This window comes from Leisingera aquimarina DSM 24565, assembly GCF_000473165.1.
Taxonomy (GTDB): domain Bacteria; phylum Pseudomonadota; class Alphaproteobacteria; order Rhodobacterales; family Rhodobacteraceae; genus Leisingera; species Leisingera aquimarina.
In genome coordinates, this window is record NZ_KI421504.1 from 2,740,414 (window position 1) to 2,766,002 (window position 25,589).

Consider the following 25,589-nt stretch of genomic DNA (forward strand, 5'->3'; position numbering starts at 1 on the left):
TCAGGCTTTCGCGCGGGTCAGCATGCCAAACAGATCGCGCGGATCATCCGGGTCGGCCAGCAGGTCCAGATCCGCATAGAACCCGGTGTCCTGAATGGCTCGGTAGATGTAGCGCAGGGCGGAAAAGTCCTCGATCGCAAAGCCGACGCTGTCGAACAGGGTGATCTGGCGGGCGTCCTTGCGGCCCTCCGCCTGGCCGGTGACCACCTGCCACAGCTCGGTTGTGGGGTGGTCTTCGTCCAGCTGCTGGATCTCGCCCTCGACCCAAGTCTGCGGAGGGTATTCCACGAAGATGTCCGAACGCAGCAGGATGTCGCGGTGCAATTCTGTCTTACCGGGGCAGTCGCCGCCGATGGCATTGATGTGGACGCCGGGGCCGACCATGTTGTCGGTCAGGATCGTCGCGTTCTGCTTGTCGGCTGTGCAGGTGGTGATGATTTCTGCGCCTTCCATCGCCTCTTCACTGCTTTTGCAAGGCACCACGGTGAGGCCGCTGCCTGCCAGGTTGCGGGCCGCCTTTTCTGTGGCGGCCGGGTCGATGTCGTAAAGCCGCACGGTGCCGATGCCGCAGACGGCCTTGAAGGCGAGGCATTGGAACTCCGCCTGCGCGCCATTGCCGATCATCGCCATGCATTTAGCGCCCTTGGGGGCCAGGTGTTTGGCCGCCATGGCTGAGGTCGCCGCGGTACGCAGCGCCGTTAGCAGCGTCATCTCAGTCAGCAGTTTCGGATAGCCGGTGTCTACATCTGCCAGAAGGCCGAAGGCGGTGACAGTCTGCAGGCCTTCCTTGGTGTTCTTGGGGTGGCCGTTCACATATTTGAACCCGTACATTTCCCCATCCGAGGTCGGCATCAGCTCGATCACGCCGACCGGCGAATGGGAAGCGACACGGGGCGTCTTGTCAAAGCTTTCCCAGCGTTTGAAATCGTTTTCGATTTCGGCGGCCAGGTCCTGCAGCAGACGCTCGATGCCGATGTGGTGGACAAGGCCCATCATGTGCTCGACGGAGACAAAGGGCACCATGGCAAGGTTGGAGGGAAGCGGGGGCATCAGGCGTCTCTTTTCTGAAGGAAGGACATGGCCAGGCCGGAGGTGATGATCACCGCGATTCCGGTCCAGGCAAGGGGGGTGGCCGCCGCGCCCCAAAGGAAGAAGCTCCAGAGGCAGGCGAAGATGAGGAAGGAGTATTCAAAGACCGACACGAAGGCCGGCGTGCCGATGCGGTAGGCCTGTGCGATCAGCGAGACGGCGACGACAGCGCCAGCCGCCTGAAACAGGGTCAGCCAAAGGAAGCGCGGTGTGGGTGTCACCCAGGCGCGGGTCAGGAACGGGCCAGCGGTGTCGGCGCCGGGTATCAGGCTGACCGCTGTCAGCATGATCAGGCCTGCCCCACCGATGAAGAGGAAGATCCCCATCGCCAGGGCCGGGGCGCTTTCCTGTGCGCAGATATGCCGGGTCAACAGCATGCCAAGCCCGTAGAACAGTCCTGCCCCCAGCGGTGTCAGCGAGGCCGGGGTGAGCGCGGCAAAGTCAGGCTGCAAGAGCATCAGCGCGCCGCCGAACCCGGCGAGGATCGCCAGCAATTGCAACCCGCTGAGGCGAGTGCCGAACAGAAGCGCTGACAAGAGCAGAACCCAGATCGGGGCGGAGAACAGACCTGCGCCGGCCTGCGCAACGGGCAGCGTGCCAAGGGCGGCAAAGTAGATCAGCAGGCCAATGGAGACTGCCGCGCTGCGTAAAGACAGCCGCGGCAGGTTCACCGCCCGCAGGGGCTGGCGCAGCAGATGCGCGCCGAGCAGCAGCATGGGCACCGCAAAGAGCGTGCGGAACAGCTGGAACTGCCAGAGCCCGGCCTCCTGGCTGACCGCAAAGACAAAGTTGTCGATGAAGCTGAGGATGGCGGAGGCCGCCATCGCCAGCCCGGCGGCAGCGATGTTGCTGTTGGTCTGCATGTCAGTCGCCCTTGGAAAGAGTCAGGCGCCGGCCTGATCCATGGCGTCCAGCACTTCATCAATCTGACGGATCGCGCCGTGCTGGAGGTATTCCATCGCCTTCAATGAGGCGTCGTGTGCTTCGATGCTGGAGCCTGCGACGCAGTCTTCCACCACGCGGCAGAAATAGTCGCCTTGGTGGCCGTCAACGAAAGTGTAATGCACGCAGACGTCGGTCAGACCGCCGGTCAGGATCAGGGTTTCGGCTTTCAGGCCGCGCAGCAGGATCTCCAGATCGGTGCCGTAGAAGGCCGAGTAACGCCGCTTGGAGATGCGGTAGTCGTCGGGGCGCATGCCCAATTCCTCTTCCGCAAAATCCGTCAGCGGATTGCTGTCCAGGCAATGCACCGTCTCGTCCCCGTCCAGCTCGCGGCCGAAGTCGATCAGATTGGCCCGGTGGATCTCTTGGATGAAGACAACGGGGATGTCCTTTTCGCGTGCCTTGTCGATCACCACTTTGGTGCGCGCCATGCGCTCCGCATAGTCAGGCATATGGGCGATGGAACGTTCGTCGTCGGGGATCGGAGCAAAGGTTGATTTCTGGATATCAATGACGATCACTGCGGCACGGCCTTCGATCAGTTCGCGCTTCTTAGGGTTTGCATTGTTCATCGGAGTACCTTTCGACAGTCGTTTAGAAATGTGCCTGCGCAGTATGGGCGCGGCTTTGGATTTGACGTTCAGATGGTGGCATTAGCCTGTGCTGAAGGGTCGGCCTCATGCGGACGCAAATGGCGCAGGTAGCGTTTCTCGGCCATGCGGAAGGCAATGGAGATCAGGAAGACGATGCCCATGTAGAAGACCATCGCAGTGATGAAGCCCTCGTAAGCCAGATAGTAGCGCCCGTTCAGCCAGCGGCCCACACCCAGAAGGTCCTGAAGGGTCACGGTGCTGGCAATTACCGATCCGTGCAGGGTGAAGATCACCTCGTTGGAATAGGCGGGCAGCGCTCGGCGGAAGGCGCTCGGCAGCACCACCAGCCGCATCCGTGTAAAGGGGGACATGCCGCAAGCTTTGGAAGCCTCGACCTCGCCCTCGGGGGTGGTTTCAATCGCGCCTTTCAGAAACTCTGTCGTGTAGGCGGCGGTGTTCAGAGTGAAGGCTATCAGCACGCACCACCATGGGTCGCTCAGGACGGGACCCCAAAGGAAGGAGTTGCGCACTGCTTCAAACTGGCCAAGGCCGAAGTAGAAAAGATAGGTCTGTACCAGCAGCGGCGTGCCGCGGAAAGCGTAGGTATAGCCCCAGATCGCCTGGCTCCACCCCGGCTTGCGGTAGGCGCGTGCAATGGCCATGGGAATTGCCAGGAGGCCGCCCAGGAACAGCGCCAGGATTGTCAGTTGCAGGGTGACCAGCGCGCCCTCGAAGAATTTTCCGAGGTTGTCATAGATCAGCAGGAAGTCCAGCGGCGAGAGGTTCTCGCTGATGTGGCGCAGGTACTCGAGGAAAGTGCGTTCGGTTTCCATTTCATCAGGCCCTTTTCACGCCGGCGCTGTAGCGGCGGTCGACCCAGCGCAGCAGCAGGTCAGAGATGCCGGTGATCACCAGGTAGATGACCAGCACCGCGATCATGAAGGTGAACAGCTTGTGGGTGGAGCGGCCCGCAGCAAATGCATTCCAGACGAGGTCGTGCAGCCCGATCACTGACACCAGCGCGGTGGATTTGATCAGCACCAGCCAATTGTTGGTGAAGCTGGGCAGCGCATAGCGCACCATCTGCGGCCAGGTGACCAGCCGGAAGATCTGGCGCGGATTCATGCCTGCCGACATCGCCGCTTCGATCTGACCGCGCGGGATAGCAAGGATCGCACCGCGGAAGGTTTCGGCCATATAGGCGCCGAAGATGAAGCCGAGTGTCAGCGCACCGGCGATGAACTGGTTGACGTCCACATAGCCCCAGAGGCCGGTGATGCGTCCGATGTCGTTCAGCATTACCTGGCCGCCGTAGAATATCAGCATCATCAGCACCAGGTCCGGCACGCTGCGCACAAAGGTGGTGTAGGAATTGCCGGCCTGGCGGATGCTGCGGGATTGCGACAGCTTGGCAAAGGCGCCGCCCAAGCCGCAAATCACCGACAGGATCAGCGACAGGACTGCCAGCGAGACGGTGACGCCAACGCCTTCCAGAAGGATCTGCCGGTATTCATAAATCAGCTGCATGTGCCTCTGCCCCTTGCGGTGTCAGTTGGAGAATTAAAGGGCGGCAGAGACACGGCCCCCGCCGCCAAGGCGCATCCTGCGGGATCAGTTCCCGTAGATGTCGACGGGGAAGTACTTGTCGTTGATGGTCTTGTAGGTGCCGTCTGCGCGGATTTCCTCAATTGCCGCGCTCAGCTCTGCCGCCAGCGGATCGCCCTTGCGCACGGCAATGCCCACACCTTCACCGAGGCAGGCCGGATCATCCAGGTCCTCACCGTAGAAGGAAAAGCCTTTGCCTTGCGGTGTGTTCAAAAACCCTTCCAGCGCGCCCAGCGTGTTGTTGAGCTGCAGGTCCAGACGCCCGGCGGTGAGGTCAGCAAAAACGTCTTCCTGGGTGTTGTAGAGCTTGATGTCGGCTTCGGGGAAATGCTTCTCGACATAGCATTGCAGAGTGGTGCCGCGCAAAACGCCGATCTTCACGCCACTGGTGCCTTCGCGGGTCATCTCAAACGAGGCGTCGTCCCTGGCGATGAAACGCGATGGGGTATGGTAGTATTTCTCCGAGAAACCGACTTTTTTCTTACGGTCCTCGGTGATCGACATGGAGGCAACGATGGCGTCATATTTGTTGGCGATCAGCGCTGGGATCATGCCATCCCATTCCTGCTCAACCAGCACGCATTCGCGTTCCAGCTTTTGGCACAGTGCATAGGCCATATCGATGTCGAAGCCGGAGAGCGTGCCGTCGGCCTCTTTCTTGGAAAAGGGCGCATAGGCGCCTTCGACGCCGACACGAAGGGCCTCGGCCACGGCGGTGCTTCCTGCCAGGGTCATTGCTGCCGCGGCAACGGCAAGGAAGGTTTTCTTGAAAGTCATGCGGATAGTTCCCTGTTGCTTGTTGTGAAACTGCGAGTCCGGCGCGGTCAGTGCCGGGTGTTCGAGAGGAAGTCCCTGAACCGTGCGGATTTCGGGTTGCTGAACATCTGCGAGGGGTGGCCCTGCTCCTCGATCAAGCCCTGGTGCAGGAAGATCACCTTGTTGGACACATCCCGGGCAAACCCCATCTCATGCGTCACCACGACCATGGTGCGACCTTCTTCGGCGAGCGAGCGGATAACCTTCAGCACCTCGCCCACCAACTCCGGGTCCAGCGCTGAGGTGGGTTCATCAAACAGCATCACCTCAGGCTCCATCGCCAAGGCGCGTGCAATTGCTGCGCGCTGCTGCTGGCCGCCGGAAATATGCGAGGGGTAGTAGTCGCGCCGCTCGTACATGCCGACACGCTGCAGAATGGCTTCGGCCCTTTCGATGGCTTCGGCACGGGGTTGTTTCAGGACGTGGACCGGACCAGAGATGACGTTTTCCAGGATGGTCATGTGCGACCACAGGTTGAAGGATTGGAACACCATGGCCAGGCGCGACCGGATGCGCTCTACCTGCTTGGCGTCCGTCGGCTTGAACACGCCGTGCCGGTCAGTGCCCATCCTGATGTCCTCGCCATGCACGGCGATCGTGCCGGCGTTCGGTGTCTCAAGAAGATTGATGCAGCGCAGAAAGGTGCTCTTGCCCGATCCGGATGAGCCCAGCATGGAAATCACGTCGCCCTCGCGCGCCTCCAGCGAGACGCCTTTCAGAACTTCCAGCGCGCCGTAGGACTTGTGGAGGTCCGTCACTTGAAGCGATAGGCCGGCGTCCGGTTTTGCTTGCTGATCGGCCATGCGGCCCTCCGTTTCTTTTCCCGTGCTGCGTTGGTTCCAAAACGGTAGCGGCGGCAGGGAAAATCGAAAAACGGGTATATCTTGCGCTCAGCTTCTGTTTTTCCTACGGTGGGCGGCATGCTTGGATCGCTCCGCCACCTGAACGCTCTGCGTGCCTTTGAGTCCGCCGCCCGCCACAGCAGTTTTGCCAGGGCGGCCGCGGAGCTGAGCGTGAGCCACAGCGTAATCAGTCAGCATATCAAGACCTTGGAGCAGTGGCTGGGCACGGAGTTGTTTCGCCGCCTCGGCAACCGGGTGGAATTGAGCGAAGACGGCCGCGCCTTGGTGCCGCAGGTCTCCAACGGTTTTCAGATTTTGAACGATGCCTGCGAGGGGATGCTGCGCATGACACAGAGCGGCACGCTGGTGGTGAGCGCGGAACCAGCGCTGGCCTCGCTCTGGCTGCGCAAGCGGATTACGGAGTTCTGCGAGGAATACCCCAAGATCGACATTGATCTGCGCCCGGCCTGGCAGCCGCCGCAACTGGGCGAAGGCCACGCCGATGTGGTGATCCATTTCGAGACTCGGCAGACGGCCGGAGAAGGCCGCCAGCACCGGCTGTTCCCGATCATCGGCTTCCCGGCTTGCACGCCGGACTTGCGAGACCAGCTGCTGGCTGAAGGCCCCTGCGACTGGAGCAGCGTGCCGCTGGTTCACGACAATGGCAGGGAGATCTGGCACCAGTGGTTTTCCGCGCATGAGTCGTCATCCCTGTGCTGGCAGAAAGGGCGGGTCTACTCTGACTTGTCACTTGCTATTGAAGCGGCTGTAGACGGTGAGGGAGTGGTTCTTGCGGACGAGGTGTTATGCGCCAAGGCCTTGCAGTCCGGGGCGCTGGTAAAGCTCGATCCGCGGCAGATCGAATGCGTCTGGTATGCGGTCGCTTTGCCAGACAACACACGTGTAGGAACGGCAGCTGACAGCTTCGTGTCATGGCTCGGAAGCGGTGTTCCGGTGATCGAGACACAGATAGACTAAAACCTTAGTCCCGAAGCCGTCATAAGCGGGCAGGTCAGCGAACTCCCGCTTTCCGCCCATCCTTCCCTATACGGTGTTGTAGACCGAATCTGAAACCATTTCCTTGAAAACAGATCTGAACCCATCTTCCCACCAGCAATGGAGTGCAGATGGAACAATCAGACAAACCAAACTGGAAGCTGGATCAGGCAAGGGTCAAGGATCTTGCCGAATTCTTTCGGATAGACCGCACTGCTGTACCGGATGCCATGAAGGCCATGGGAATCCCGAAGCGCGGCGCAGGTTACCCCTGGATCAGGATCTGGGTTGCTCTTGGTATCGATCTCGAAACTGTGAAAGACCCGGAAGATCTCAAAAAACCATTGGCGGAGCTGAAACAAGTCGCCGCGTTACTCGGAGAGAGTCCCAGAACAGTGCGCCGCCGTAGCGAAGGTGAGCACCGGGACAAATCCATTCCGGCGTATATCGAGCTTGGTCCGCGAAAGCGCTTGTTTTTCCCGGCAGAGATCGAAAGCTGGCTCCTGGGGGAACAGCTGCCCTTCGGCCGGGAACAGAAGAATCTGTCGTTCATCCCAGGACAGGCAAAAAAAACTGGAGCGGCCAAAGAAGCACGCAGAGAGGCCGAGGCCGCATTGTCTCCGTCACCCTCAGCAGCTGCCTTGTTCATGGTACCGCCAGAACCGGGCTGACACAAACCCGGATTTCCTGAAACTCCTCCCGGGACCTACCTCCTTTCCGCACCTGGAAAGGAGGTTTTCTTTTGTCTGTCAGCAGGGTGCCGCCATGCCCATTTCATCAGCAACACTCCCGCGAAAATGACACCTGGGCAGGGAATTGGCCGAACAACGGACAGATGACAGGCCGAGCGGACAAAATGACAAACGCCCCCGAAATTTCGGCAGCGGCAAGTGGAGGATTATTTGTCATTTTCGGCTTCGGTTTGGGGAATAACGGCCAATTTGTCATTCAGCGGACAAGAAAAGAGGCCTTCATGAGCTTTTTCAAACCCATCGCGCCGATGACATTCCAGAACGTGCTGGACTGGACCATCGCGCAAGACAAGAAAGACTACGTCTCCCCGGTCAAGCGGTGCAGTGAGTTGTACAAGAACCGGCACCTGCAAGACATTCCGGCCGATCTGGATGAATTTAAGCGACGCTTTCCGCTGGGCGGTTTCGATCCCCGGCATTTCAAGACCGAGAAGGCCTACAAGGCCTGGCGCCGGAAAGTGTCCGCCGCCATCAAAGGGGCCACCGGGCAGCTGCAGGAAGAACAGGAGCGCCGGGCGCGGCAAGACGCCTGGGCGGAGCTGATCGATGCTCTGGAGCCGCTCACCGGCATGCCCGAAGAGGCAATGTATCCGCACCAAGTGCTGATCCCAATCCGGAAGCTGGCCGATCTTGCCCGGCAGCATGGCAAAGACCCCAGCCAAATTTCCCAGGAATGGCTGTGCGGGCTGCGGCCACGTTTGGGATCAAATGAATGGAAATCCCTGCAATCCGCTTTTCGGCAACTGAATCATTTCCGGTACCTGTCTTCGGTTCGGCCGCTGCTTCCGCCCGAGCCGTTTGCCGAACCCGCGGTTCTGCGTGCCAACATCCTGCCGGGTATCCCGGATCACGTCGCCGCTGAAATCAGAGACTGGGTGCTCAACGCGACGCGTGGAGAATACGATCCGGTCGAGGATAGATACGAGGAAGGGACCTCTGAGGATGACAAGTCCTTCAAGACAGCGGCGTTGCGCAAGTTCGTCAGCACCCTGTCGGGATGCGCTGGTTTGGAGACGGACCTTGGGCTGAGGGAACTTCTTTCTCCTGAAAATGCAGTCCAGGTCGTGCGCAGGTGGTCGTCTGACATGGATGGGGCTGGCAGGATCACCGCCCGAACGGCACATGACTACTTGAAGGCCATCTACGTCGTGATGACGCGTAACGGCCTGCCGCCGGATGCGATGAAGGCGCAGCTCGCAAACAACCGGTTTTTGAAGCAGGGGAAGAAGCAGGGCGGCCATATGTCACCCGGCGCGCGGACTTTCTGTGAAACTCTGCTGGGATCGCAGAAACTGACCCTGACCTTCCTTTCCCTGCACGTGCAGCTGCGCAACCGGGCCCAAAAGCTCCTCAACAACTTCACGGCGGGTGGGCGGGCAATGACCTCGAGAGAGATTGAGGAAGTGCGTTCCATCGGTTCGGTGGCGGCCGTCTGCGCGCTCGAAACCCGCGGGGCACCGATCCGCATCGACAACGCGCTGGCGCTGGCAATCCGCGGCGATAACATCACATTCCATCTGCCGGGCAGGATGACCGATCACGCGACAATCACGCTGTCGCCGGAGCACACCAAGAACGACAGTGAGATCTGGGCGCCGATCGAACGCGGCAACCTGAACGGGCTCGAAGTGATCGAATGGTACATGGAAACGATCCGTCCCTTGTATCCGGGTGCGGATAGCAGCGATTTCCTGTTTCCCGGGATTATTGCGGAGGGCAATCTGCCCTACGAGACCTTTCTCGGCTGGTTCAAGCGCGAAACCCGTGCTGCCGGCCTGCCGATGACCCCGCATAATTTCCGCCACGGCTTGGCCTCGCTGCTGATCGAAGCCAACCCGGGAAGGTGGGACCTGCTCGAGCGGCTGCTCGACGACACCGTCGGCACTGCCAGGAAAAACTATGGCTGGGTCAACAAACGCGTGCAGCGCTCCGAGGTGCAGAAATACGTGCTCGATCTGACGAGGCTGAAGGCATGAAGAAACCTGATCGCCGGACCGTTCCGGAAATCCTGCAGCACCCGCGATGGGATCCCTTGGCCGCAACGCTGAACATGAGGGCTGTCACCGCGCCGCAATTGCGTGTCCTCGATGATTTCCTCGCCTTCATTGAAGGCAGGCAGATTGCTTCGATATGGGAACTTTCGGTTTCGGACTGCCTGTCATTCGATGCCGGGTATCGGTCCGCCAACCGCCTGCGCGCCTTGAAAAAGGCGATGCAGGCGGTTTTCCCGGCCCAGCCCGCCATCCTCGTCCTGACCGACGCCATCCGCCGGAAAGAGGCGCAGACCCGGAAGCCGGCGGCCTCGGCGCCGAGGCGGCGCAGGCTCAGGGTGTCGATTCCGGAGGAGGAACTGCCAGAACACTGGAAAAGCGCGCTGGCAGACATGGCGGCGGGCTTTGACGGGGACGGTGTCATTGCACCGTCTCCCAAAATGATCCCGACATACAGAATGAAGCTGAGGCAGCTGGCCTGTTCGGCCAGAAAGGCCGGGGTGCCGGAGGAAATCTCGGTTGAGGCAGTGAAGGCCTTCACCCGCGACATGCGTGGACGCGGGCTGGCCGCCGCGACACAGCTGGCCTCTTTCTCTGCATTGAAGAAATCTGCCCGCTATGTCGGCGCCGACCAGGAGGCGCAGGAGCTATTGTCGCAGCTCCTGCGAAAGGCTGAGGATCAGGCCCGCAAAGCTCCAAAGAAGAAGTATGAAAAGCTGCAGAAAACCGGATATTCGCCGGTAGCGATCATCGGCCGCGCGGAGGAGTTTCTGAAGGAGGCGGAAAGCCTGACATGCCCACGCTCGCGCCAGGCGTTGAGAAACACCGCCGCTGCTTTGGCGCTGTTTTCTGTGCTGCCGGTCCGCTTGGCGGATACACGGCTTGTATTCGGGGAGCACCTGTCGTGGCGGCAAGGGCGATATGAGCTGCACATCACCCTGTCCAAGGATGATGAGACTTATGACGCGGAAATTGATCCCCGGCTGAATGTATTCATTGATGCACTGATCCTCAGGGGGTGTGACGAGGCCTGGCTCGACCAGATGCGCAATGGCTGCCTGAAGTCCAATCGGCCGCTCTTCGTTCGAAACGACGGGGTAGGTGTGGGGTACAATTATATATCCGATTGCTGGCGCAGTGTTTTCGGCACCGGCGAGCATATTGCCCGCACCATCCTGCACACCTTTCTGGGTATCGAGTTGGGGGCCGCTGGAACGGACATGGCCCTGGCGGCCAACGGCCAGAAATCACCACGGACAGCCGCGGATTACCAAGACCAAATGGTTGCAAAAGCACAGCGCCTGCAAGGACAGAAAGCCTTTGAGGATATGGTCGGCGGCGTGAACTTGAAGCTCTTTGAATTCACCTGAAACGGGCTTGGAGGCGCGCTTTTCAGCGCATCCCTCGAGGTGAGAATGCGCTGAAAAGCGTCCTCCAACCCTGAGAAAAGGAAGAACCATGGAACCTGTTTTCCTCGATTTCGAAGCGTCAAGTCTGGCGCCCAAAAGCTGGCCCATCGAAGTCGGTATCGCTTGGGTGGACAACGGTCAGGTTGCTGCCGAGGCCAAACTCATCCGGCCGGATCCGTCTTGGTCGATGGATGACTGGCACACTGAAAGCGAAGCTGTCCATGGCATCCCAAGAATGGCCCTTAACGCGGCAGAGCCAGCTGATGGCGTGGCCTTGTGGCTTCGGGACAAGCTTGACGGAAAGCTCGTTGTCAGCGATGCGCCGGAATTTGATCAGCGTTGGCTCGACCGGCTTATTAAGACAGCCTGTGAACAGCATGAAATCAGGATCGATGATTTTGACCGGGTGGTTTGGTGGGCCTTTTCGGAAATGGACGGTCAGATAGCTCCAGGACGTCTGCATGAAGTTTACGGCCATTTGACAAGCGAAAAGACCATTCATCGCGCGGGTGACGATGCGGCCAAGCTGGCCAGGGCCTGGCTGACAGGGTGTCGGGAGAGCAAGGAATGAGGCCTTCCCAGTGAGGAATTGACTGCCGAAGAAGGTGCCAGCACTCGGCAGAGATCACAATCAAGCAGATTTCGAAGGTCTTTGTTTTTGCGCAGTCTTCTATGTGAGACCGCGCAGAAATCAACGCCATCCAAAACCAGAAAAGAAAAATCACAGCGACGCTCCGAACTCTTCTTGAGCTGTCCTTGGAGGCAGCAAACCACACATCAATCAAGGAGCCGCGCTATGCACACATCCCCTTCACCTGCCGTTCAGGCCCTCTTTCTCTTTCTTTCTGAGAATAATGAGGGCTTACAAAATGCTGCCCTCGTCTTGGGCGGCGGAAAGGCCCTGAAACGCGTTCAACATCTGTTGGATCATCTGGGAGTGACCCGGCAGCTGACCCGTCGTGCACGTCACGATCTCGTCGCCCTGCACGAGCTGTTCACCCTGAAATACGTTGGTGACCCTATGCGCCTGGAAACCGAGCTCTTCGCGGAAATCGATCCGATGGATCCGATGGTCGAGGAGATTTGTCTTCTGACAGACCGCCTGGAAGATCACATGCGCGCCATCGATGCTGCGTCTGATCTGCCGGTCTTTGATTTCGACATCGCTGCGTAAGGGAGGTTCAAATGCAGTATGATACTGAATTCGATCCGGAAACGCCTCTGGAACGTGCGGCACTATGGGCGGTAAAAACTGCCCGCTGGTTTGCGCAGGAATGGCAAGAGACCAACATCGAGGATGAAAGTCTGCGGCTGAGACAACTGGCACCAACACTCGACCGGCTGGAAGACGGAATTCTGTTCGACAGCCGGGACGAAACTATCCTCGAGCTGATCGAAAAGGCCATCGTCCAGTATCTCGACGACCGTCTCGAGGGTTACGGCACCCGAGCCCTTTATCGGAACACAAGCGGCGACGAGCTGCGAACCACGGAGCTTCAGCGGTGCCGGGATCTGATCGAGCAATGGAAGGCGTTCAAACATGCCCGCCAGCATGTGATAGATATGCGCCGTGCCAGGATCATCGCCGATCAGTTCAGTTGATAACGGCCGCACCTCCGCTTTGCGGAGGTGCGGTCCATTCGGCTTCCATGCTGTCAGGCCGATTTCGGTTTCGGCACTTCAACACCGTCTTCAACCGCAAGGTAGGGGCCTTTGCGTGGCTTTTCCGCCTTGCCGAAACGCCTGGTGATCATCGAGATGTCGATCTGGTCCATCTCGATATACACCCTCAGGGTTTTGAGTGGAAATCCTTCAGGCAAATAATTGATGATGCCCACATCCCCGTTCTTGTGGCCAATGAGATAACGGCGAGCGGTATCCGGCAGCGCGTTTTCGACCATCTTCGTGTTGCAGCTGGTGCGCAATGCATGCAGATCCATGCGCTCGCAGTAGATTCCCCGGCTTTTGCGGTAATAGGTGAAATTCTTGGTGAAGTTTGCCGTGAAGTTCGCCTTCTTCGTCTTTGAGCGCGACACCAGGTCGAACAGCCGCGATCGACCGAGTTTTCGCTGATGCGCAACGAGTTCCAGAAAGCCAAGCTCGATCAGCTGGGAGTGGATCGGTATGAGCCGGCGCGCATTGTTGCTCTTCAGGCTCGTGCCAGTTCCGCGGATGATGTCGAAATAGAAAATTCCATCCTCGGACCGCACGTTTTTCGGGCCCAATTGAAGGACTTCCTCGCTTCTCAGGCCGGCGAGACGGCAGATCAGAGGCACCCAGTAGATATGATCGTTGATCCGGGTCTTCGGGGAATTCCATTTTTCCGTGGCCAGCATGACCTGGAAATCGTCATGCCAGAGCTTCCGGGACGTGTCAGGCCGCGCCTTCCGCAACTCTGTGATTGTTTTTTCGCTTAGCACAAATCGCTTGAACGGATTGTGGGAAATGACGCCCTTTTCGACGGCATGGTTGATGGCCATGTTCAGATAGGCCTGATGCCGCTGCACGGTACGCGGTGCCAGGGTCTTCAGTTTTGCTTTGTGCCGCAGGGCTTCGGCTGCGTCGTCAGATAGCTTCTGCTTCTTGATCCTCAGTTCAGCTTTGCGCACTTCCTGCTCGGCTTTTTTCCGCGCCCGAGTGATGATCTCGGAGCAGTGCAATTTCTTGTGCAGCGGAGATTTCCCATGGCCTTGGGGTAGTTGAAAGAGCATGTCATTGAATGCTTTCCAATCGCTGTCCAGCATCTGGTCGATCGGCTGGGTTCCAAACATGTCCGCAATCAGCTTTCGCGTGGATTGAACGGTATCAGAATTCCTGGTGAAATTATCCCCCAGTTCCGCGTCCTCAAATTCATAGGCGCCTTCCTGCCTTTGACCTTTCTCCTTGGCCTTGAACCACCCATCCCAAAGGTCGAGGAGGCTCGCTGGGCTTCCATCAAGGGTGCGGGCTGGGGGCGCCGGTTCGTTGCTCACGGAGATTTTCAGCCCGGCGCGTTGAAAAAACACGTCACTTTTCTGGATTTCGTCATCGCTGACAGTCCGAATGGAGTTGGCAGGCCCCTTTTCTTCCGCCTTGAGAGCTGGTTGTTCCGGAAGAAATTCACTGGATTCCGGGGCTGGATCCATGCAGCGAGCATGTTGAGGAGCCGGAGAGGGCCGTTCAGTGTGCAGCGCCATCTGAAGATAGGGCTGGGTATCTGAGAATATGCCCTTGGCACGGCGGTCCTTTTCTTCGCTGATCTCGACCATCAGGCGTACCATCCTGGCCATCAGGACCGGAATATCCTCATCGTCTTCTTCAATCTCCAGGCCAAGGCGGCGAGCCGTATCATGGATGGGAGAAATGGCCACGGAGTGGTCACACAGGAAGATGGCATCCCTCAGGGAGGCCCTGGCGGCGGCTTCGATTTCCAGCGCGGTTTCTGCGGCCTGCCGGGTGCGCGGCCCGGAAAGGGCGCGCAGGTGGTCGAATGCATCGATTTCAAACCGGGCATATCCGGTTAGAATGGATGTGAAAATTTCCGGGCGCACTTCGGACTCCGCGTCGAAGCAGAGCTCGCTGATCGAAGTCAATCGTCGGGCAAGCTCTGCGGCTTCGCGGGGGACGTGCGTTCGCAGCGGAAAACAGAAAAAAGTTGGTTTGAACCGGTTTGATGCCCGCGTCGGCACGCGCCGGCGCCAGAAGAAACCTGTCTTGCGTCTTTCGAGGTGGGGTTGGGAAATGGCCAAATGCGCCTCCGTCGGTTGGGAGGTGCCGGGCAAGGGGGCGGGAATTCCGTGCAAGTCTTTGTGCAAAGCTTTGTGCAACAAAAAATCCCGCCCGAAAATTCGGAGCGGGATTTTTTGTTTGCAATCAAGCCCTTGCGGGAAGATTGGCTCCGGCGGTAGGGATCGAACCTACGACCAATTGATTAACAGTCAACTGCTCTACCGCTGAGCTACGCCGGAACGGTCCGTGCCGTATAACGTCCTCGGGATCAGGCGTCCAGAGGGCGTGAAGGACTTTTTTGAAAAGAATCAGCCGCTGCGCTGCTCGAATACGGCGGTGGCGGAAAGGACGCCTTGCGGTGCGGCCAGCTTGCGGCCGGAGAGGTCAACAAGGTGAGCAAAAACGTTGCGTTCAGCTGCCTTTAGCAAAGCCGGCGGGGTCTCGGTATAGATCTGCCGGGCCAAAGAGGCTGCGTTGGCCGGCGCTTGCTGCAGAGCGTCCAGAATTGCGGCCTCGCGGGATGCGCGGTGGGCGATCAGCCAATCGAGCCGTCCGGCAGGATCGTGGATCGGGGCGCCGTGACCAGGGTGGAAAACACGCCAGTCGCGCTGGCGCAGGCGGCGGCAGGAGGCCATGAAATCCGTCAAGTCGCCATCCGGCGGCGAGACCAGAGAACTGGCCCAGCCCATCACATGATCGGCGGTGAAGCAGGCATCGCCCCAAGCCAGGGCGATGTGATTGCCGAGGTGGCCGGGCGTGTGGATGACCTCCAGTTCCCAGCCGTCACCGCGTATGAATTCGCCGTCACCGAGGGCAGTGTCCGGTGAGAATTCGGTGTCGATGCCCTCGCCGCCGCCGGCCAGCCCGTCGGCGGCCAGCTGGCGCATGACTGCGCTGCGCCCGGCTGCGGGCCCGCCAAAGGCATAGACCGGCGCTCCGGTTTCCCGGCCAAGCGCCCGGGCCAGCGGCGAATGGTCCAGATGGCTGTGGGTCACGATGATATGGGTAATCTTCTGGCCCGGCTGCACCGCGGCCAGGATCGCCGCAAGGTGCGGTCCGGACTCCGGCCCCGGATCAATGACAGCCAGCCCGCTGCTGCCGATCACATAGGTATTGGTGCCGCGATAGGTCATCGGCGAGGGATTCTGGGCCAGAATGCGGCACAGGCCGGGTTCCAGCTCCTCGGCCAGACCGACCTGCGGGTTGAAATCATCTGGTGCCTGCATGGTTTTGCTCCGCTGCTGTTTTCCTGGCTGGTGCGTGCCTGGACCGTCTTCCTTCTTTTCCAAGCGCCCTATAGGCTTAGCCCATGTTCTTCAAATGGCTCAAACGATATATGCCGCGCAGCCTTTATGCCCGTGCGGCTTTGATCTTGGTGGTGCCCATCGTGGCGCTGCAGATTGTGGTGTCCGTCGTGTTTATCAAACGCGATCTGGAGGATGTGACCGTGCAGATGACGGCCACCATCCAGCGCGAGTTTGAACTGCTGCGGCAGGTGGTGGATGCGGCGCCGGATCAGGAGGCCGCATTGGCGCAGATGGGGCCGCTGCTGCAGCCGCTGAACATGCAGGCGCAGTTTCTGCCGCCCGGTGCGCCGCTGCCGGAAGATCAGTTCAGCCTGATCGAGTTCTCCGGCAGGGTGGTGCGCGAGGAGCTGGAAAAGACGTTTCCGGGATTTCTGTCAGCGCGGTTCCCCGCAGATCGCACGGTGCAGGTCTATTTCGGCACCGCGCACGGGCTGGTGGAGCTCAGCTTTGACCGCCGCCGGGTAACTGCTGCAGCACCGCATCAGCTGATCGTCACCATGCTGTTGTTCGGCTTTCTGATGATGCTGATTTCCTTCCTTTACATGCGCAACCAGCTGCGCCCGATCAAACGGCTGGCCAATGCGGCCGAGGCTTTCGGGCGCGGGAGGGCAGTGCCCTATTCACCCGCCGGCGCGCTGGAGGTGCGGGCGGCCGGCAGCGCCTTTCTGGATATGCGCGCCCGGCTTGAGCGGCAGATTGAGCAGCGCACGCTGATGCTGTCGGGGGTAAGCCATGATCTGCGCACGCCGCTGACGCGGATGAAGCTGGAACTGGCGATGCTGGACGAGGAGGACGCCGCGCCGATGCTGCGCGACGTGGATGAAATGCAGGCGCTTCTGGATGCGTTCCTGGATTTTTCCCGGGGGGCGACGGTCAGCGAGCCGGAACCGGTGGATCCGCAAGACCTGGTCCGCACCATCATCTGCGATTGGCAGCGCCAGGAAAAGCAGGTGACGCTGGGCGGGATGTCCGGCGAGGGAGAGGTGATGCTGCGCCGCCAGCCGGTGCGCCGGGCGGTGGAGAACCTGATTTCCAACGCTGTGCGCTATGGCTCCCAGGCGCGGGTTTCTGTGGCCTTGACCGAGCGCTCAATGCGCATCCGGGTCGAGGATGACGGCCCGGGCATTCCGGCCGGCCAGCGCGGCGATGCCATCCGCCCCTTCACCCGGCTGGACCCGGCGCGCAACCAGGACCGGGGCTCAGGCGTGGGATTGGGGCTGGCGATTGTGGCTGACATTGCACGTGCCCACGGCGGCACCCTGCGGCTGGGCGAAAGTCCGGAGCTGGGCGGGTTGAAGGCTGACATCGTAATCGCGCGCTGAACGTTTCAATCCAATCGCCGCCGAGCACGGGGAGGGGCAAGCCATCAGGTGTTGCGCGGCGGCGGCCCGCAGCGCACGCCTGCTTTTCCCAATCTTCTTTCTTTGCAGCTATCAATCGGGCCCCGGGCAGCTTGTCCGGGAAAGAAACACTGTTGGGAGAGCTCTCATGCCTCAGATTGATCCATTTTCCAACCACCGCCGCGGGCTGGAAAGCCCCGCCACCCATCACTTGGTGATCACGCCGCAGGACGGGACCGACCTGCCGGTCCGGCCACGGGTGCTGCGGGTGCTGGCTTCGGGGGATCTGGTGCTGCGCGATGAGGCGGGCACAATCATCACTTATGCGGTCTCTGCAGGCGAGACCATCGGGTTTTCCGCAGCGGGTATCGAAGCGACCGGTACGACTGCATCCGTGGCCGGGTGGTACTGATGCTGGGGCTGGGCCATTCCGCCACCAGGTTGACCGGCCAGGGGGCTGCTCAGTACCCGTTCACGCCCGGTGCGCTGTTTGATTCACCCGGCGCGCTTGGAGGCTATTGGGATCCGTCCAGCACCGGCGGGATGTTTCAGGACATCAAAGGACGGGTGCGGGTGGCCGGCCCTGACGATCCGGTGGCGCTGATACTGGATGGCGCACAGGGCGTTATGGCCGCTGCGGGCGCCGGGCCGCTGGCGCAGCGTCTCAGCGGGCAGGGGGCGGAGCTGTTCGCGGCACCGTACTCAACCATCGGGAACTTCGCCGGCAATGGCGACGGCAGTTTTACCTGCACCGGCGATGGTTCCGGCACATCCTATGTCTACAAGGATGGGGCCGGGATCGTAGTAGGGGATTGGTACCTCGTCTCGTTCGAAGTCTTCGGCTTTCTGTCGGGGGGCTTTCGCGCCAGGGTGGGGACCAGCGCGGATGATGCGGGCATTGGCCCCTGGCAGGTCGCCAATGGCATGGCTGAGGTCCTGCTGCGCGGCGACGGGGCCGGCGGCAACTTCTGGATCGAGGGCACGCCCGCGACCCAGGGATCGGTGCGCGCTGTTTCGGTCCGCCATCTCCCTGGCCTCCCTGCGTTGCAGGAGGGGGGGGACAGCTTCAGGCCCCTGCTGATGCAGGAGCCGGGCAGCGGTGCCTGGTATCTGTCAAACGACCAGGCCGGCGATAGGCTGACGGTACCGCTTCCGGATCTGGGGGCGGACGCCACCGAATGGCGCGCGGATGAAACCGGTGTGGTGATCAACGGCGGCCAGACCATCACAGCGGGGCCTCGGGATTTTCCGGTCAGTCAAAGGCTTTACGCTTATGGTGTCGCCAATAGGGCGCTGACAACAGTGGAGACCGCAAACCTGACTGCCTGGCTCAATAGCAAGCGCGGGGTGTGACCGGGGGCGAGGCTGGGGGTGCAATACCTTGCCAGGGCTGGTCCGGACAGGCTGCTTGCGGCCCGCTGTCTTCAGCGGCCCGTAAGTGTGTTGCCAGGTTCAGGCGAGTTCCTTGGACAGCGCGGTGAAACCCTGTTCTATTGCCGAGGCGGCCTTGATCAGGTTTTCCCCGCCCGATGCGATGCTGGTCACTGCGGTTGCAAGGCCCAGGCTGCCGATCCAGATTGCCCATTTGGTCCAGACCGGATCCTTGTGGCGCAAGGCATCAACGGCCTTCTGTGCATTGTCGCGGAATTTCTCGGCCGGCTTGATGCTGACGTGATAAGCCTCGATATCCTTAATCAGCTGCGCCGTGGCTTTGCGGGCCGCTTCCATGGCTGCGAACAGCCCGTCCAGTTTCTTGCTTTTATAGTTGCGGTCCTTGGCCATCTTGCCCAGCTTCTTCTCGATCTCCTTGTCGAGCTTGCCCTGCTTGTCCAGCAGCTTGTTCAGCTCTTTGCCGAGGCCCGCAATTTCCAGGTCGATGTTCTTGAGCTTGGCCTTGTATGTCTCCAGATGCTTGTCCACCCGGTTGAAGCCCGCGGTTTCAATCATCAGAAAATCGGCCAGGAATTCCTTGCCGATCTCCTTGGCCTTCACTTTGGCCTTGGATTGCTTTTGATATTCCGAGACCAGCTGTTTCAGCGCTTTCTCCAGTTCGCCATGGATCTTGGCGATGTCAGACGTCACCTTTTGAACTGCGCGCGCCACCGAGACGATGCTTTGCGCGATGCCGTAAATGCTGGCGGCAATCGACACGCCGCCGGTCACCGCACCCGCCGCCAATGAGGCGGTGCTGCCGATGGCGCAAACGCTGCCCAGGACAATCGCGCTGACCACCTTGATGCGGTACTTCTTGCGGTCCTTGTTGGCCTGCTTCCACTTGTCGAAATGTTTGGCTGCCACCTGTTCGGTCGATTTTTCGTACTTCGCAAAGATCTTCTTGAGGTCGGCGTCCAGCTCTTTGCACTCCTTATCGGTCAGCGGCAGCACCGAGCCCAGATCGTTTGCCTGGCTGACACGCAGGCTGCATTCGGCCAGAAGCTTTTTGTATTCCTTGGTAGCGTCATCATACAGTTTGGCGACAAAGCGGGCGTCAGTGTCCAGTTCGGCGGCGACTTTCTTATCGACTTCCACGGTTGCCGCAAAATTCATATTGCCGAGCTGAACAAACTTCGGCTTCACAGCCTTGGCCACCTCGTTCTTGACGTCTGCCTTGATGATTGTGAGTTTTTCGGTTGCCATTGTGCTCTTTTGTGCCTTTAAAGGTCAATTGGCCGGTTGGACGCCATCAAACAGCTTGGAAACACAACGAAACGAATAAACCGGCCTGCTCATTGGCCGCTTTAGCCATCAGACGGTTAGAAAAAAGCAAAAGCTTCCTGCCAGGCCTAAGACCAGAATGGCATCTGCTGTTTCAGGACGGAAAATCAGCTTTGCGATGAGGGGTATCAACAGTCCTGTCGAACCGGTGTCTTGGCGGGGACGGTGGTAGGCCCGGCAGGATTCGAACCTGCAACCAAAGCGTTATGAGCGCTCTGCTCTAACCGTTGAGCTACAGGCCCGCCATGGGTTTGTGGTTAGGAAATGGGGCGGGCGAGGTCAAGCAGTGATTGCAGGCCGCACCGGTGAATTTGCCGTGCGGGGCCGGTGCAATGCCTCCAGCCGCGCCACCGTGTTCTCGATGGTCAGATCCCGGCGCCGGTCAGGTGTGCGGCGGGAGGGGTAGACGGCAAAGACCTCTTTGAGCGGTGCCTCGTACCCGGGCAGGACCAGTTCGTATTCGCCGGAAACAAGCTGCTCTTCGATCATGAAGCGGGGCACGCGGGTATACCCCGATCCGCTGCTGACGGCTCGCATGATCAGATCCGGGTCATCGGCGGTAAAACCGACCTGCACCGGGGCTGGAAATTCCTGCCCGCCGCGGCGCAGCGGGAAGAAACCGCGGGTCTGATCCTCGTGGTGCTGGATGAATTTGAGCCGCTGCAGGTCTTCCGGTTTTTGCGGGCGGGTTTCGCGGTCCAGATATGCGGGCGTGGCAAACAGCACCGTTTCCAGGGTCGATATCTTACGTCCGAACCCGTCGGTATCCCCCAGCCGCCCGGTGCGGATTGCCAGATCGTAGCCTTCGCGCACCACGTCGACCAGCCGGTCCTCCAGCCGCATAACGATGTTCAGGTCCGGATGCTGCTGGTTCAGGTCCAGCAGCATCGGCCCGATCACGCTGCGCCCCAGAAAGGAGTTCACGCTGATACGGAAGGTGCCTGAGACGCTGCCCTCCAGCGCGTCCAGCTCTGCCGTCATCCGGTTGTAGCCGGACAGCAGCGCCTGCGCGTGGCTGTAGACCAGATCGCCTGCACGGGTGGCGTGAATGCCCTTGGCAGTGCGGTGCAGCAATTGCTGGCCGGTTTGAGTTTCAAGCTGCTTGATCTGCTGGCTGACTGCGGATTGGCTGATACCGCGGCGCTGGGCGGCGCGGTTCAGGCTGCCTTCATCCAAGGCAATGGTGAATGTCTCCAGAAGGGTGAACCTGTCCATCGTCTGCCTATCTGTGTTGCTTATAACTGCTATCGGATCTGCTGGGCTGCAATCCCCGGACTATCAGGGCTATTTCCGGATCACAGGAAAATTCTCCTCAATTGGATATCGGAGTTTCTTATGACAATCAATCGCAGAGCATTTTTGAACGGGCTGGCGGCGGCTCCGGCGGCGGCACTGGCAGGCGGGTTTGCAGGCAGCGGCTGGGCATGGGCTGCGTCAGGGGCAGCAGAGGCCGCGCCAGTTACGCATTCTTTCACCTTGGGAGATGCCCGGATCACCGTGCTTCTGGACGGGCATCTGCCCTTGGGCACGCAGCTGTTCAATGGCTACGACACAGCCAAGGCGGAACCGGTGCTGGCGCAGGGGCTGCACCGGTTGCAGGACGACGCGCTGCAGATCCCGGTCAACGGCTATCTGGTGGAGCGCGGCGGACAGAAGCTGCTGATCGACACCGGCACAGCCCAGCTGATGGGGCCGGGACTTGGAGCGCTGGGCGCCGGACTGGCGGCAGCGGGCGTGGCGCCCGAGAGCATCAATATGGTGCTGCTTACCCATATCCACCCGGACCATTCCGGCGGGCTGATCAGGGCGGACGGGACTGAGGTTTTTGGCAACGCCGAATTGGTGGTGGCGCAGCGGGAATGGGATTTCTGGCACGACGACGCCATCATGGCCGGTGTGCCCGAAGCCAGCCGCGGCTTCTTTGACATGGCCCGCACTTCGGTTGCGCCTTATGCCGGCCGGCTGAAACTGCTGCAGGGCGAGGAAGAAGCCGCCCCCGGCTTCACCGCGCTGGAGCTGCCGGGCCACACGCCGGGCCACACTGGTTTCATGCTGGACGCGGGCGGCGAGGGGCTGCTGTTCTGGGGCGACCTGATCCACAGCACTGCGCTGCAGTTTGCGCTGCCGGACTGGACCATCGCCTTTGATACTGATCCGGCGCTGACAGCGGTGACACGGAGGCGGATGCTGGACCGGGCGGCGGCGGATAATCTGCTGGTCACCGGCGCGCATCTGGACTTTCCGGCGCTGGGCCGGGTGCTGCGGCAGGGCGATGCCTTTGCCTATCAGGCGGCGCCCTGGCAGTTTGGCATCTAAGGCGGGTATTGAGGCCATGAAAACACCCCGCCATGCTGTCCGTGATGGCGCGGCGGATTCCTTTGTTTCCTTCTGATGCGCCTTGCGCTAAAGGCTGCGCAACCGATTTGAAGGAGCCAAGTGATGACCAGCGGCAAGAACGGCTTGACCTATGCAGACGCAGGTGTGGACATTGATGCGGGCAACGCCCTGGTTGACCGGATCAAGCCGGCAGCCAAGCGCACCAACCGCTCTGGCGTTGCCAGCGGGCTGGGCGGCTTTGGCGCTCTGTTTGATCTGAAGGCTGCTGGATACAATGACCCGATCCTGGTGGGCGCCACCGACGGTGTCGGCACCAAGCTGCGGATCGCCATTGATACCGGTGTGGTGGATGGCGTTGGCATCGATCTGGTGGCGATGTGCGTCAACGATCTGGTCTGCCAGGGCGCCGAGCCGCTGTTCTTCCTCGACTATTTTGCCACTGGCAAGCTGGAAACGGAAACCGCCGCCCGCATCATCGAAGGTATCGCCGAGGGCTGCGTGCGGTCTGGCTGCGCGCTGATCGGCGGTGAGACGGCTGAGATGCCGGGCATGTATCCGGAAGGTGATTTCGACCTTGCAGGATTTGCCGTGGGCGCGATGGAGCGTGGCACAGCGCTGCCGGAGGGCGTGCAGGAGGGCGACGTGCTGCTGGGGCTTGCATCCGACGGCGTGCATTCCAACGGCTATTCGCTGGTGCGCAAGCTGGTGGAGGTCTCGGGCCTTGGCTGGGATGCAGATTGCCCGTTCGGCGATGGCTCGCTGGGTGCCGCCCTGCTGACCCCGACGCGTTTGTACGTCAAACAGTGCCTTGCCGCGGTGCGGGCAGGAGGCGTGCATGCACTGGCCCATATCACTGGCGGCGGCCTGACCGAGAACCTGCCGCGAGTCCTGCCCGAGGATCTGGGCGCCGATATCGACCTGAACGCCTGGGAGCTGCCGCCCGTCTTCAAATGGATGGCAGAGACCGGCGGCATCGCCGAATCCGAGATGCTGAAAACCTTCAACTGCGGCATCGGCATGATCCTGTCGGTTTCTGCAGACCGCGCCGATGCGCTGGCTGAACTGCTGACAGCAGAAGGCGAGACCGTTGTGCGCCTGGGCACTGTAACTGCGGGTGCTGGCATGCGTTATTCCGGCAAGCTGCTGTGAGCCAGAAAAAGGTCGCAATCCTGATCTCCGGCGGCGGCTCCAATATGGTGTCGCTGCTGGACAGCATGACAGGCGATCATCCGGCGCGGCCCTGTCTGGTCTTGTCCAACAACGCCGATGCCGGCGGGCTGGCCAAGGCTGCTGCTGCCGGTGTGGCCACTGCCGTGGTGGATCACCGGCCCTTTGCAGGTGACCGCGAAGCGTTTGAAGCAGAGCTGGTGAAACCGGTTATTGAGGCCGGCGCCGACATTGTCTGCCTCGCTGGGTTCATGCGGGTGCTGACCGCCGGGTTCGTGTCGCAGTTCGAAGGGCGGATGCTGAACATCCATCCTTCATTGCTGCCGAAGTACAAGGGCCTTCATACCCATGCCCGCGCGCTGGAGGCCGGCGACGGTGAACACGGCTGCACCGTGCATGAGGTGACGCCGCGTCTGGATGATGGCCCCATTCTAGGTCAGGCACGGGTTCCGGTTCTGGAAAGCGACACGCCGGATACGCTGGCAGCCCGGGTTCTGGTGCAGGAACACCTGCTTTATCCGGCAGTTCTGCGCCGCTTCGCCGCCGGGGATAAAACGCCGGTTCAGCTGCGCTGAAGTCCGGCTGATTGCATTGCCCGGGACAAGCGCGTATCACGTCCCGGCCCACATGAGATTGAAAAGCCGGAATTTATGAAAACTCTGACCACCACCGAAGACCTGCAGGCCTTTTGCGAAACCGCTGCACAGCATCCTTATGTTACGGTGGATACCGAGTTTTTGCGGGAACGGACCTATTACTCCAAGCTTTGTCTGATCCAATTGGCCTTTGCGGGCGACGGCGAAAATGATGCGGTTCTGGTTGACCCGCTGGCCGACGGTATTTCGCTGGAGCCGCTGTATACGCTGTTCCGCGATGAAAGCGTGGTCAAAGTGTTCCATGCTGCGCGTCAGGATCTGGAAATCTTCTGGGTCGACGCGAATGTCTTTCCGAAGCCGCTGTTCGACACCCAAGTGGCCGCGATGGTCTGCGGCTTTGGCGATCAGGCGGGCTATGAAACCCTGGTGCGTAAAATCGTCAAGCTGGGTGTCGACAAGACATCGCGCTTTACCGATTGGTCACGCCGTCCTTTAAGCGAAGCGCAAAAGACCTATGCGCTGGCTGATGTGACCCATCTGCGCAAGATTTATGAGTTCCTGGCCGCTGAATTGGAAAAAAGCGGACGGTCCCACTGGGTGACCGAGGAACTGCAGGTGCTGACCGATCCGGCCACCTATGACATTCAACCCCAGGACGCCTGGAAACGGGTTAAGACCCGGACCTCCTCGGGCAAGTTTCTGGCGGTTGTGCGCGAACTGGCGGCGTTTCGCGAAACCTATGCGCAAACCAACAATGTGCCGCGCAACAGGGTGTTCAAGGATGACGCGCTGGTGGAACTGGCCTCGACCAAGCCGCGCAATCCCGGTGATCTGGGCGGATCCCGCCTGCTGCTGCGCGAGGCGCGCAAAGGTGCGATTGCCGAAGGTATCCTGGCGGCCGTAGCTAAGGGGGCTGACTGCCCGCCCGAGAACCACCCCAAGATGGACCGCAGCAAGGAAAAGCTGCAGGTGAACCCGGCGCTGGCGGATCTGCTGCGGGTGCTGCTGAAGGCCAAGACCGAAGCAGAGGGCGTGGCGGCCAAGCTGATCGCACCCAGCGCGGACCTGGACGCAATTGCAGCAGGCCTGCGCGATGTTCCGGCCCTTAACGGCTGGCGGCATGAGGTGTTCGGCGCCGATGCACTGCGGCTATGTGACGGCAAGATCGGTCTCGCCGCCAAGGGGCAAGACGTAAAAGTTGTGGAGCTGTAAGGCGCTATAGTCGCAGCCAGCAATCCGCACAAAGAAAAACGCCCGTAAATCCTGTGACGCATTCCGGATTTTGGGACATGAGGCCCTCTCAACAAAAAAAGTTGAGGGGGCCTCATTGCGTTCTGATTGGTTTTTGCCTTGTTGCAGCCCCAAGAACATCCCTATCTCCCTC

General features: G+C 60.4%; 25 protein-coding genes and 2 tRNA genes. 14 read left to right on the forward strand and 13 right to left on the reverse strand.

The window, feature by feature from the left end:
• The 7 genes from AQUI_RS0117660 to AQUI_RS0117690 form a co-directional block, all read right to left on the reverse strand.
• Complete coding sequence (locus tag AQUI_RS0117660; RefSeq protein ID WP_156916866.1) at positions 1-1,050, reverse strand: ornithine cyclodeaminase; 1,050 nt, start codon at positions 1,048-1,050, stop codon at positions 1-3.
• Positions 1,050-1,952 carry a DMT family transporter gene (locus AQUI_RS0117665; protein WP_027258687.1) on the reverse strand — a complete coding sequence of 301 codons (903 nt, stop codon included), beginning with the start codon at positions 1,950-1,952 and terminating at the stop codon, positions 1,050-1,052. Before AQUI_RS0117665 ends, AQUI_RS0117660 begins: the two co-directional genes overlap by 1 nt.
• Before the next feature lie 21 nt (positions 1,953-1,973).
• Positions 1,974-2,603, reverse strand: coding sequence for a cysteine hydrolase family protein (locus AQUI_RS0117670; RefSeq protein ID WP_027258688.1), 630 nt, complete (start codon positions 2,601-2,603; stop codon positions 1,974-1,976).
• A gap of 68 nt (positions 2,604-2,671) precedes the next feature.
• Entirely contained in the window at positions 2,672-3,457 is a 786-nt protein-coding gene (locus AQUI_RS0117675; RefSeq protein WP_211236036.1) for an ABC transporter permease, read from the reverse strand.
• Positions 3,458-3,461: 4 nt separating this feature from the next.
• Entirely contained in the window at positions 3,462-4,151 is a 690-nt protein-coding gene (locus AQUI_RS0117680; protein ID WP_035920066.1) for an ABC transporter permease, read from the reverse strand.
• An 84-nt stretch (positions 4,152-4,235) separates the two neighbouring features.
• On the reverse strand, positions 4,236-5,006 hold the full coding sequence (locus AQUI_RS0117685) for a transporter substrate-binding domain-containing protein (protein ID WP_027258691.1): 771 nt from the start codon (positions 5,004-5,006) through the stop codon (positions 4,236-4,238).
• A gap of 47 nt (positions 5,007-5,053) precedes the next feature.
• Positions 5,054-5,848 (reverse strand): ABC transporter ATP-binding protein, encoded by a 795-nt coding sequence (locus AQUI_RS0117690; RefSeq protein WP_035920068.1) that lies wholly within the window; start codon positions 5,846-5,848, stop codon positions 5,054-5,056.
• Between the two features lie 117 nt (positions 5,849-5,965).
• Here AQUI_RS0117690 and AQUI_RS0117695 point away from each other — a divergent pair, with 117 nt between their 5' ends.
• The 7 genes from AQUI_RS0117695 to AQUI_RS0117725 all read left to right on the forward strand — a co-directional run bounded on the left by AQUI_RS0117695 (position 5,966) and on the right by AQUI_RS0117725 (position 12,637).
• On the forward strand, positions 5,966-6,865 hold the full coding sequence (locus tag AQUI_RS0117695; RefSeq protein WP_156916867.1) for a LysR family transcriptional regulator: 900 nt from the start codon (positions 5,966-5,968) through the stop codon (positions 6,863-6,865).
• A gap of 149 nt (positions 6,866-7,014) precedes the next feature.
• Positions 7,015-7,554 carry a helix-turn-helix transcriptional regulator gene (locus AQUI_RS0117700; protein WP_156916868.1) on the forward strand — a complete coding sequence of 180 codons (540 nt, stop codon included), beginning with the start codon at positions 7,015-7,017 and terminating at the stop codon, positions 7,552-7,554.
• Positions 7,555-7,739: 185 nt separating this feature from the next.
• A complete protein-coding gene (locus AQUI_RS0117705) occupies positions 7,740-9,611 on the forward strand; it encodes a site-specific integrase (protein WP_169730810.1) in 1,872 nt (623 codons plus the stop codon).
• On the forward strand, positions 9,608-10,996 hold the full coding sequence (locus AQUI_RS0117710) for a hypothetical protein (protein ID WP_027258696.1): 1,389 nt from the start codon (positions 9,608-9,610) through the stop codon (positions 10,994-10,996). The genes AQUI_RS0117705 and AQUI_RS0117710 overlap by 4 nt, the downstream gene beginning before the upstream one ends.
• 88 nt (positions 10,997-11,084) lie before the next feature.
• Complete coding sequence (locus AQUI_RS29375) at positions 11,085-11,606, forward strand: 3'-5' exonuclease (RefSeq protein ID WP_051371926.1); 522 nt, start codon at positions 11,085-11,087, stop codon at positions 11,604-11,606.
• Between the two features lie 225 nt (positions 11,607-11,831).
• Entirely contained in the window at positions 11,832-12,209 is a 378-nt protein-coding gene (locus AQUI_RS0117720; RefSeq protein ID WP_027258697.1) for a hypothetical protein, read from the forward strand.
• Positions 12,210-12,220: 11 nt separating this feature from the next.
• Positions 12,221-12,637, forward strand: coding sequence for a hypothetical protein (locus AQUI_RS0117725; protein WP_027258698.1), 417 nt, complete (start codon positions 12,221-12,223; stop codon positions 12,635-12,637).
• 53 nt (positions 12,638-12,690) lie between these two features.
• Here the strand turns inward: AQUI_RS0117725 and AQUI_RS0117730 are convergent, their stop codons facing one another.
• The 3 genes from AQUI_RS0117730 to AQUI_RS0117745 all read right to left on the reverse strand — a co-directional run bounded on the left by AQUI_RS0117730 (position 12,691) and on the right by AQUI_RS0117745 (position 15,969).
• Positions 12,691-14,763, reverse strand: coding sequence for a tyrosine-type recombinase/integrase (locus AQUI_RS0117730; protein WP_156916870.1), 2,073 nt, complete (start codon positions 14,761-14,763; stop codon positions 12,691-12,693).
• A 144-nt stretch (positions 14,764-14,907) separates the two neighbouring features.
• A tRNA-Asn gene (locus AQUI_RS0117740) sits at positions 14,908-14,982 on the reverse strand.
• Positions 14,983-15,051: 69 nt separating this feature from the next.
• Positions 15,052-15,969 (reverse strand): MBL fold metallo-hydrolase, encoded by a 918-nt coding sequence (locus tag AQUI_RS0117745; RefSeq protein WP_027258700.1) that lies wholly within the window; start codon positions 15,967-15,969, stop codon positions 15,052-15,054.
• Between the two features lie 83 nt (positions 15,970-16,052).
• Here AQUI_RS0117745 and AQUI_RS0117750 point away from each other — a divergent pair, with 83 nt between their 5' ends.
• The 3 genes from AQUI_RS0117750 to AQUI_RS0117760 all read left to right on the forward strand — a co-directional run bounded on the left by AQUI_RS0117750 (position 16,053) and on the right by AQUI_RS0117760 (position 18,743).
• Positions 16,053-17,372, forward strand: coding sequence for an ATP-binding protein (locus AQUI_RS0117750; protein ID WP_027258701.1), 1,320 nt, complete (start codon positions 16,053-16,055; stop codon positions 17,370-17,372).
• 166 nt (positions 17,373-17,538) lie between these two features.
• Positions 17,539-17,802 carry a spike base protein, RCAP_Rcc01079 family gene (locus AQUI_RS0117755; RefSeq protein ID WP_027258702.1) on the forward strand — a complete coding sequence of 88 codons (264 nt, stop codon included), beginning with the start codon at positions 17,539-17,541 and terminating at the stop codon, positions 17,800-17,802.
• Positions 17,802-18,743, forward strand: a complete 942-nt coding sequence (locus tag AQUI_RS0117760) for a hypothetical protein (protein ID WP_027258703.1) — start codon at positions 17,802-17,804, stop codon at positions 18,741-18,743. The genes AQUI_RS0117755 and AQUI_RS0117760 overlap by 1 nt, the downstream gene beginning before the upstream one ends.
• Before the next feature lie 99 nt (positions 18,744-18,842).
• Here the strand turns inward: AQUI_RS0117760 and AQUI_RS0117765 are convergent, their stop codons facing one another.
• From AQUI_RS0117765 to AQUI_RS0117775, 3 genes are all read right to left on the reverse strand, one after another.
• The gene (locus AQUI_RS0117765; RefSeq protein ID WP_027258704.1) at positions 18,843-20,027 is read right to left on the reverse strand and encodes a coiled-coil domain-containing protein; all 1,185 of its coding nucleotides are present in this window, start codon (positions 20,025-20,027) and stop codon (positions 18,843-18,845) included.
• Positions 20,028-20,271: 244 nt separating this feature from the next.
• Positions 20,272-20,347: transfer RNA gene (locus tag AQUI_RS0117770), tRNA-Ile, on the reverse strand.
• Between the two features lie 37 nt (positions 20,348-20,384).
• Positions 20,385-21,320 (reverse strand): LysR family transcriptional regulator, encoded by a 936-nt coding sequence (locus AQUI_RS0117775; protein WP_027258705.1) that lies wholly within the window; start codon positions 21,318-21,320, stop codon positions 20,385-20,387.
• Positions 21,321-21,440: 120 nt separating this feature from the next.
• Between AQUI_RS0117775 and AQUI_RS0117780 the strand changes: the two genes are divergently transcribed.
• From AQUI_RS0117780 to rnd, 4 genes are all read left to right on the forward strand, one after another.
• The gene (locus tag AQUI_RS0117780) at positions 21,441-22,421 is read left to right on the forward strand and encodes an MBL fold metallo-hydrolase (protein WP_027258706.1); all 981 of its coding nucleotides are present in this window, start codon (positions 21,441-21,443) and stop codon (positions 22,419-22,421) included.
• 123 nt (positions 22,422-22,544) lie between these two features.
• Positions 22,545-23,591: a phosphoribosylformylglycinamidine cyclo-ligase gene (gene purM, locus AQUI_RS0117785; RefSeq protein ID WP_027258707.1), complete on the forward strand. Its 1,047-nt coding sequence runs from the start codon at positions 22,545-22,547 to the stop codon at positions 23,589-23,591.
• Positions 23,588-24,184 carry a phosphoribosylglycinamide formyltransferase gene (gene purN, locus AQUI_RS0117790; protein ID WP_027258708.1) on the forward strand — a complete coding sequence of 199 codons (597 nt, stop codon included), beginning with the start codon at positions 23,588-23,590 and terminating at the stop codon, positions 24,182-24,184. The genes purM and purN overlap by 4 nt, the downstream gene beginning before the upstream one ends.
• A 75-nt stretch (positions 24,185-24,259) precedes the next feature.
• Complete coding sequence (gene rnd / locus AQUI_RS0117795; RefSeq protein ID WP_027258709.1) at positions 24,260-25,417, forward strand: ribonuclease D; 1,158 nt, start codon at positions 24,260-24,262, stop codon at positions 25,415-25,417.
• The last annotated feature ends 172 nt before the right edge of the window (positions 25,418-25,589 follow it).

Bases quoted from the DNA above. Each gene is read 5' to 3' on its own strand.
- AQUI_RS0117660 (WP_156916866.1), bottom strand. From the start codon at position 1,050: ATGCCCCCGCTTCCCTCCAACCTTGCCATGGTGCCCTTTGTCTCCGTC.
- AQUI_RS0117665 (WP_027258687.1), bottom strand. From the start codon at position 1,952: ATGCAGACCAACAGCAACATCGCTGCCGCCGGGCTGGCGATGGCGGCC.
- AQUI_RS0117670 (WP_027258688.1), bottom strand. From the start codon at position 2,603: ATGAACAATGCAAACCCTAAGAAGCGCGAACTGATCGAAGGCCGTGCC.
- AQUI_RS0117675 (WP_211236036.1), bottom strand. From the start codon at position 3,457: ATGGAAACCGAACGCACTTTCCTCGAGTACCTGCGCCACATCAGCGAG.
- AQUI_RS0117680 (WP_035920066.1), bottom strand. From the start codon at position 4,151: ATGCAGCTGATTTATGAATACCGGCAGATCCTTCTGGAAGGCGTTGGC.
- AQUI_RS0117685 (WP_027258691.1), bottom strand. From the start codon at position 5,006: ATGACTTTCAAGAAAACCTTCCTTGCCGTTGCCGCGGCAGCAATGACC.
- AQUI_RS0117690 (WP_035920068.1), bottom strand. From the start codon at position 5,848: ATGGCCGATCAGCAAGCAAAACCGGACGCCGGCCTATCGCTTCAAGTG.
- AQUI_RS0117695 (WP_156916867.1), top strand. From the start codon at position 5,966: ATGCTTGGATCGCTCCGCCACCTGAACGCTCTGCGTGCCTTTGAGTCC.
- AQUI_RS0117700 (WP_156916868.1), top strand. From the start codon at position 7,015: ATGGAACAATCAGACAAACCAAACTGGAAGCTGGATCAGGCAAGGGTC.
- AQUI_RS0117705 (WP_169730810.1), top strand. From the start codon at position 7,740: ATGACAAACGCCCCCGAAATTTCGGCAGCGGCAAGTGGAGGATTATTT.
- AQUI_RS0117710 (WP_027258696.1), top strand. From the start codon at position 9,608: ATGAAGAAACCTGATCGCCGGACCGTTCCGGAAATCCTGCAGCACCCG.
- AQUI_RS29375 (WP_051371926.1), top strand. From the start codon at position 11,085: ATGGAACCTGTTTTCCTCGATTTCGAAGCGTCAAGTCTGGCGCCCAAA.
- AQUI_RS0117720 (WP_027258697.1), top strand. From the start codon at position 11,832: ATGCACACATCCCCTTCACCTGCCGTTCAGGCCCTCTTTCTCTTTCTT.
- AQUI_RS0117725 (WP_027258698.1), top strand. From the start codon at position 12,221: ATGCAGTATGATACTGAATTCGATCCGGAAACGCCTCTGGAACGTGCG.
- AQUI_RS0117745 (WP_027258700.1), bottom strand. From the start codon at position 15,969: ATGCAGGCACCAGATGATTTCAACCCGCAGGTCGGTCTGGCCGAGGAG.
- AQUI_RS0117750 (WP_027258701.1), top strand. From the start codon at position 16,053: ATGTTCTTCAAATGGCTCAAACGATATATGCCGCGCAGCCTTTATGCC.
- AQUI_RS0117755 (WP_027258702.1), top strand. From the start codon at position 17,539: ATGCCTCAGATTGATCCATTTTCCAACCACCGCCGCGGGCTGGAAAGC.
- AQUI_RS0117760 (WP_027258703.1), top strand. From the start codon at position 17,802: ATGCTGGGGCTGGGCCATTCCGCCACCAGGTTGACCGGCCAGGGGGCT.
- AQUI_RS0117765 (WP_027258704.1), bottom strand. From the start codon at position 20,027: ATGGCAACCGAAAAACTCACAATCATCAAGGCAGACGTCAAGAACGAG.
- AQUI_RS0117775 (WP_027258705.1), bottom strand. From the start codon at position 21,320: ATGGACAGGTTCACCCTTCTGGAGACATTCACCATTGCCTTGGATGAA.
- AQUI_RS0117780 (WP_027258706.1), top strand. From the start codon at position 21,441: ATGACAATCAATCGCAGAGCATTTTTGAACGGGCTGGCGGCGGCTCCG.
- purM (WP_027258707.1), top strand. From the start codon at position 22,545: ATGACCAGCGGCAAGAACGGCTTGACCTATGCAGACGCAGGTGTGGAC.
- rnd (WP_027258709.1), top strand. From the start codon at position 24,260: ATGAAAACTCTGACCACCACCGAAGACCTGCAGGCCTTTTGCGAAACC.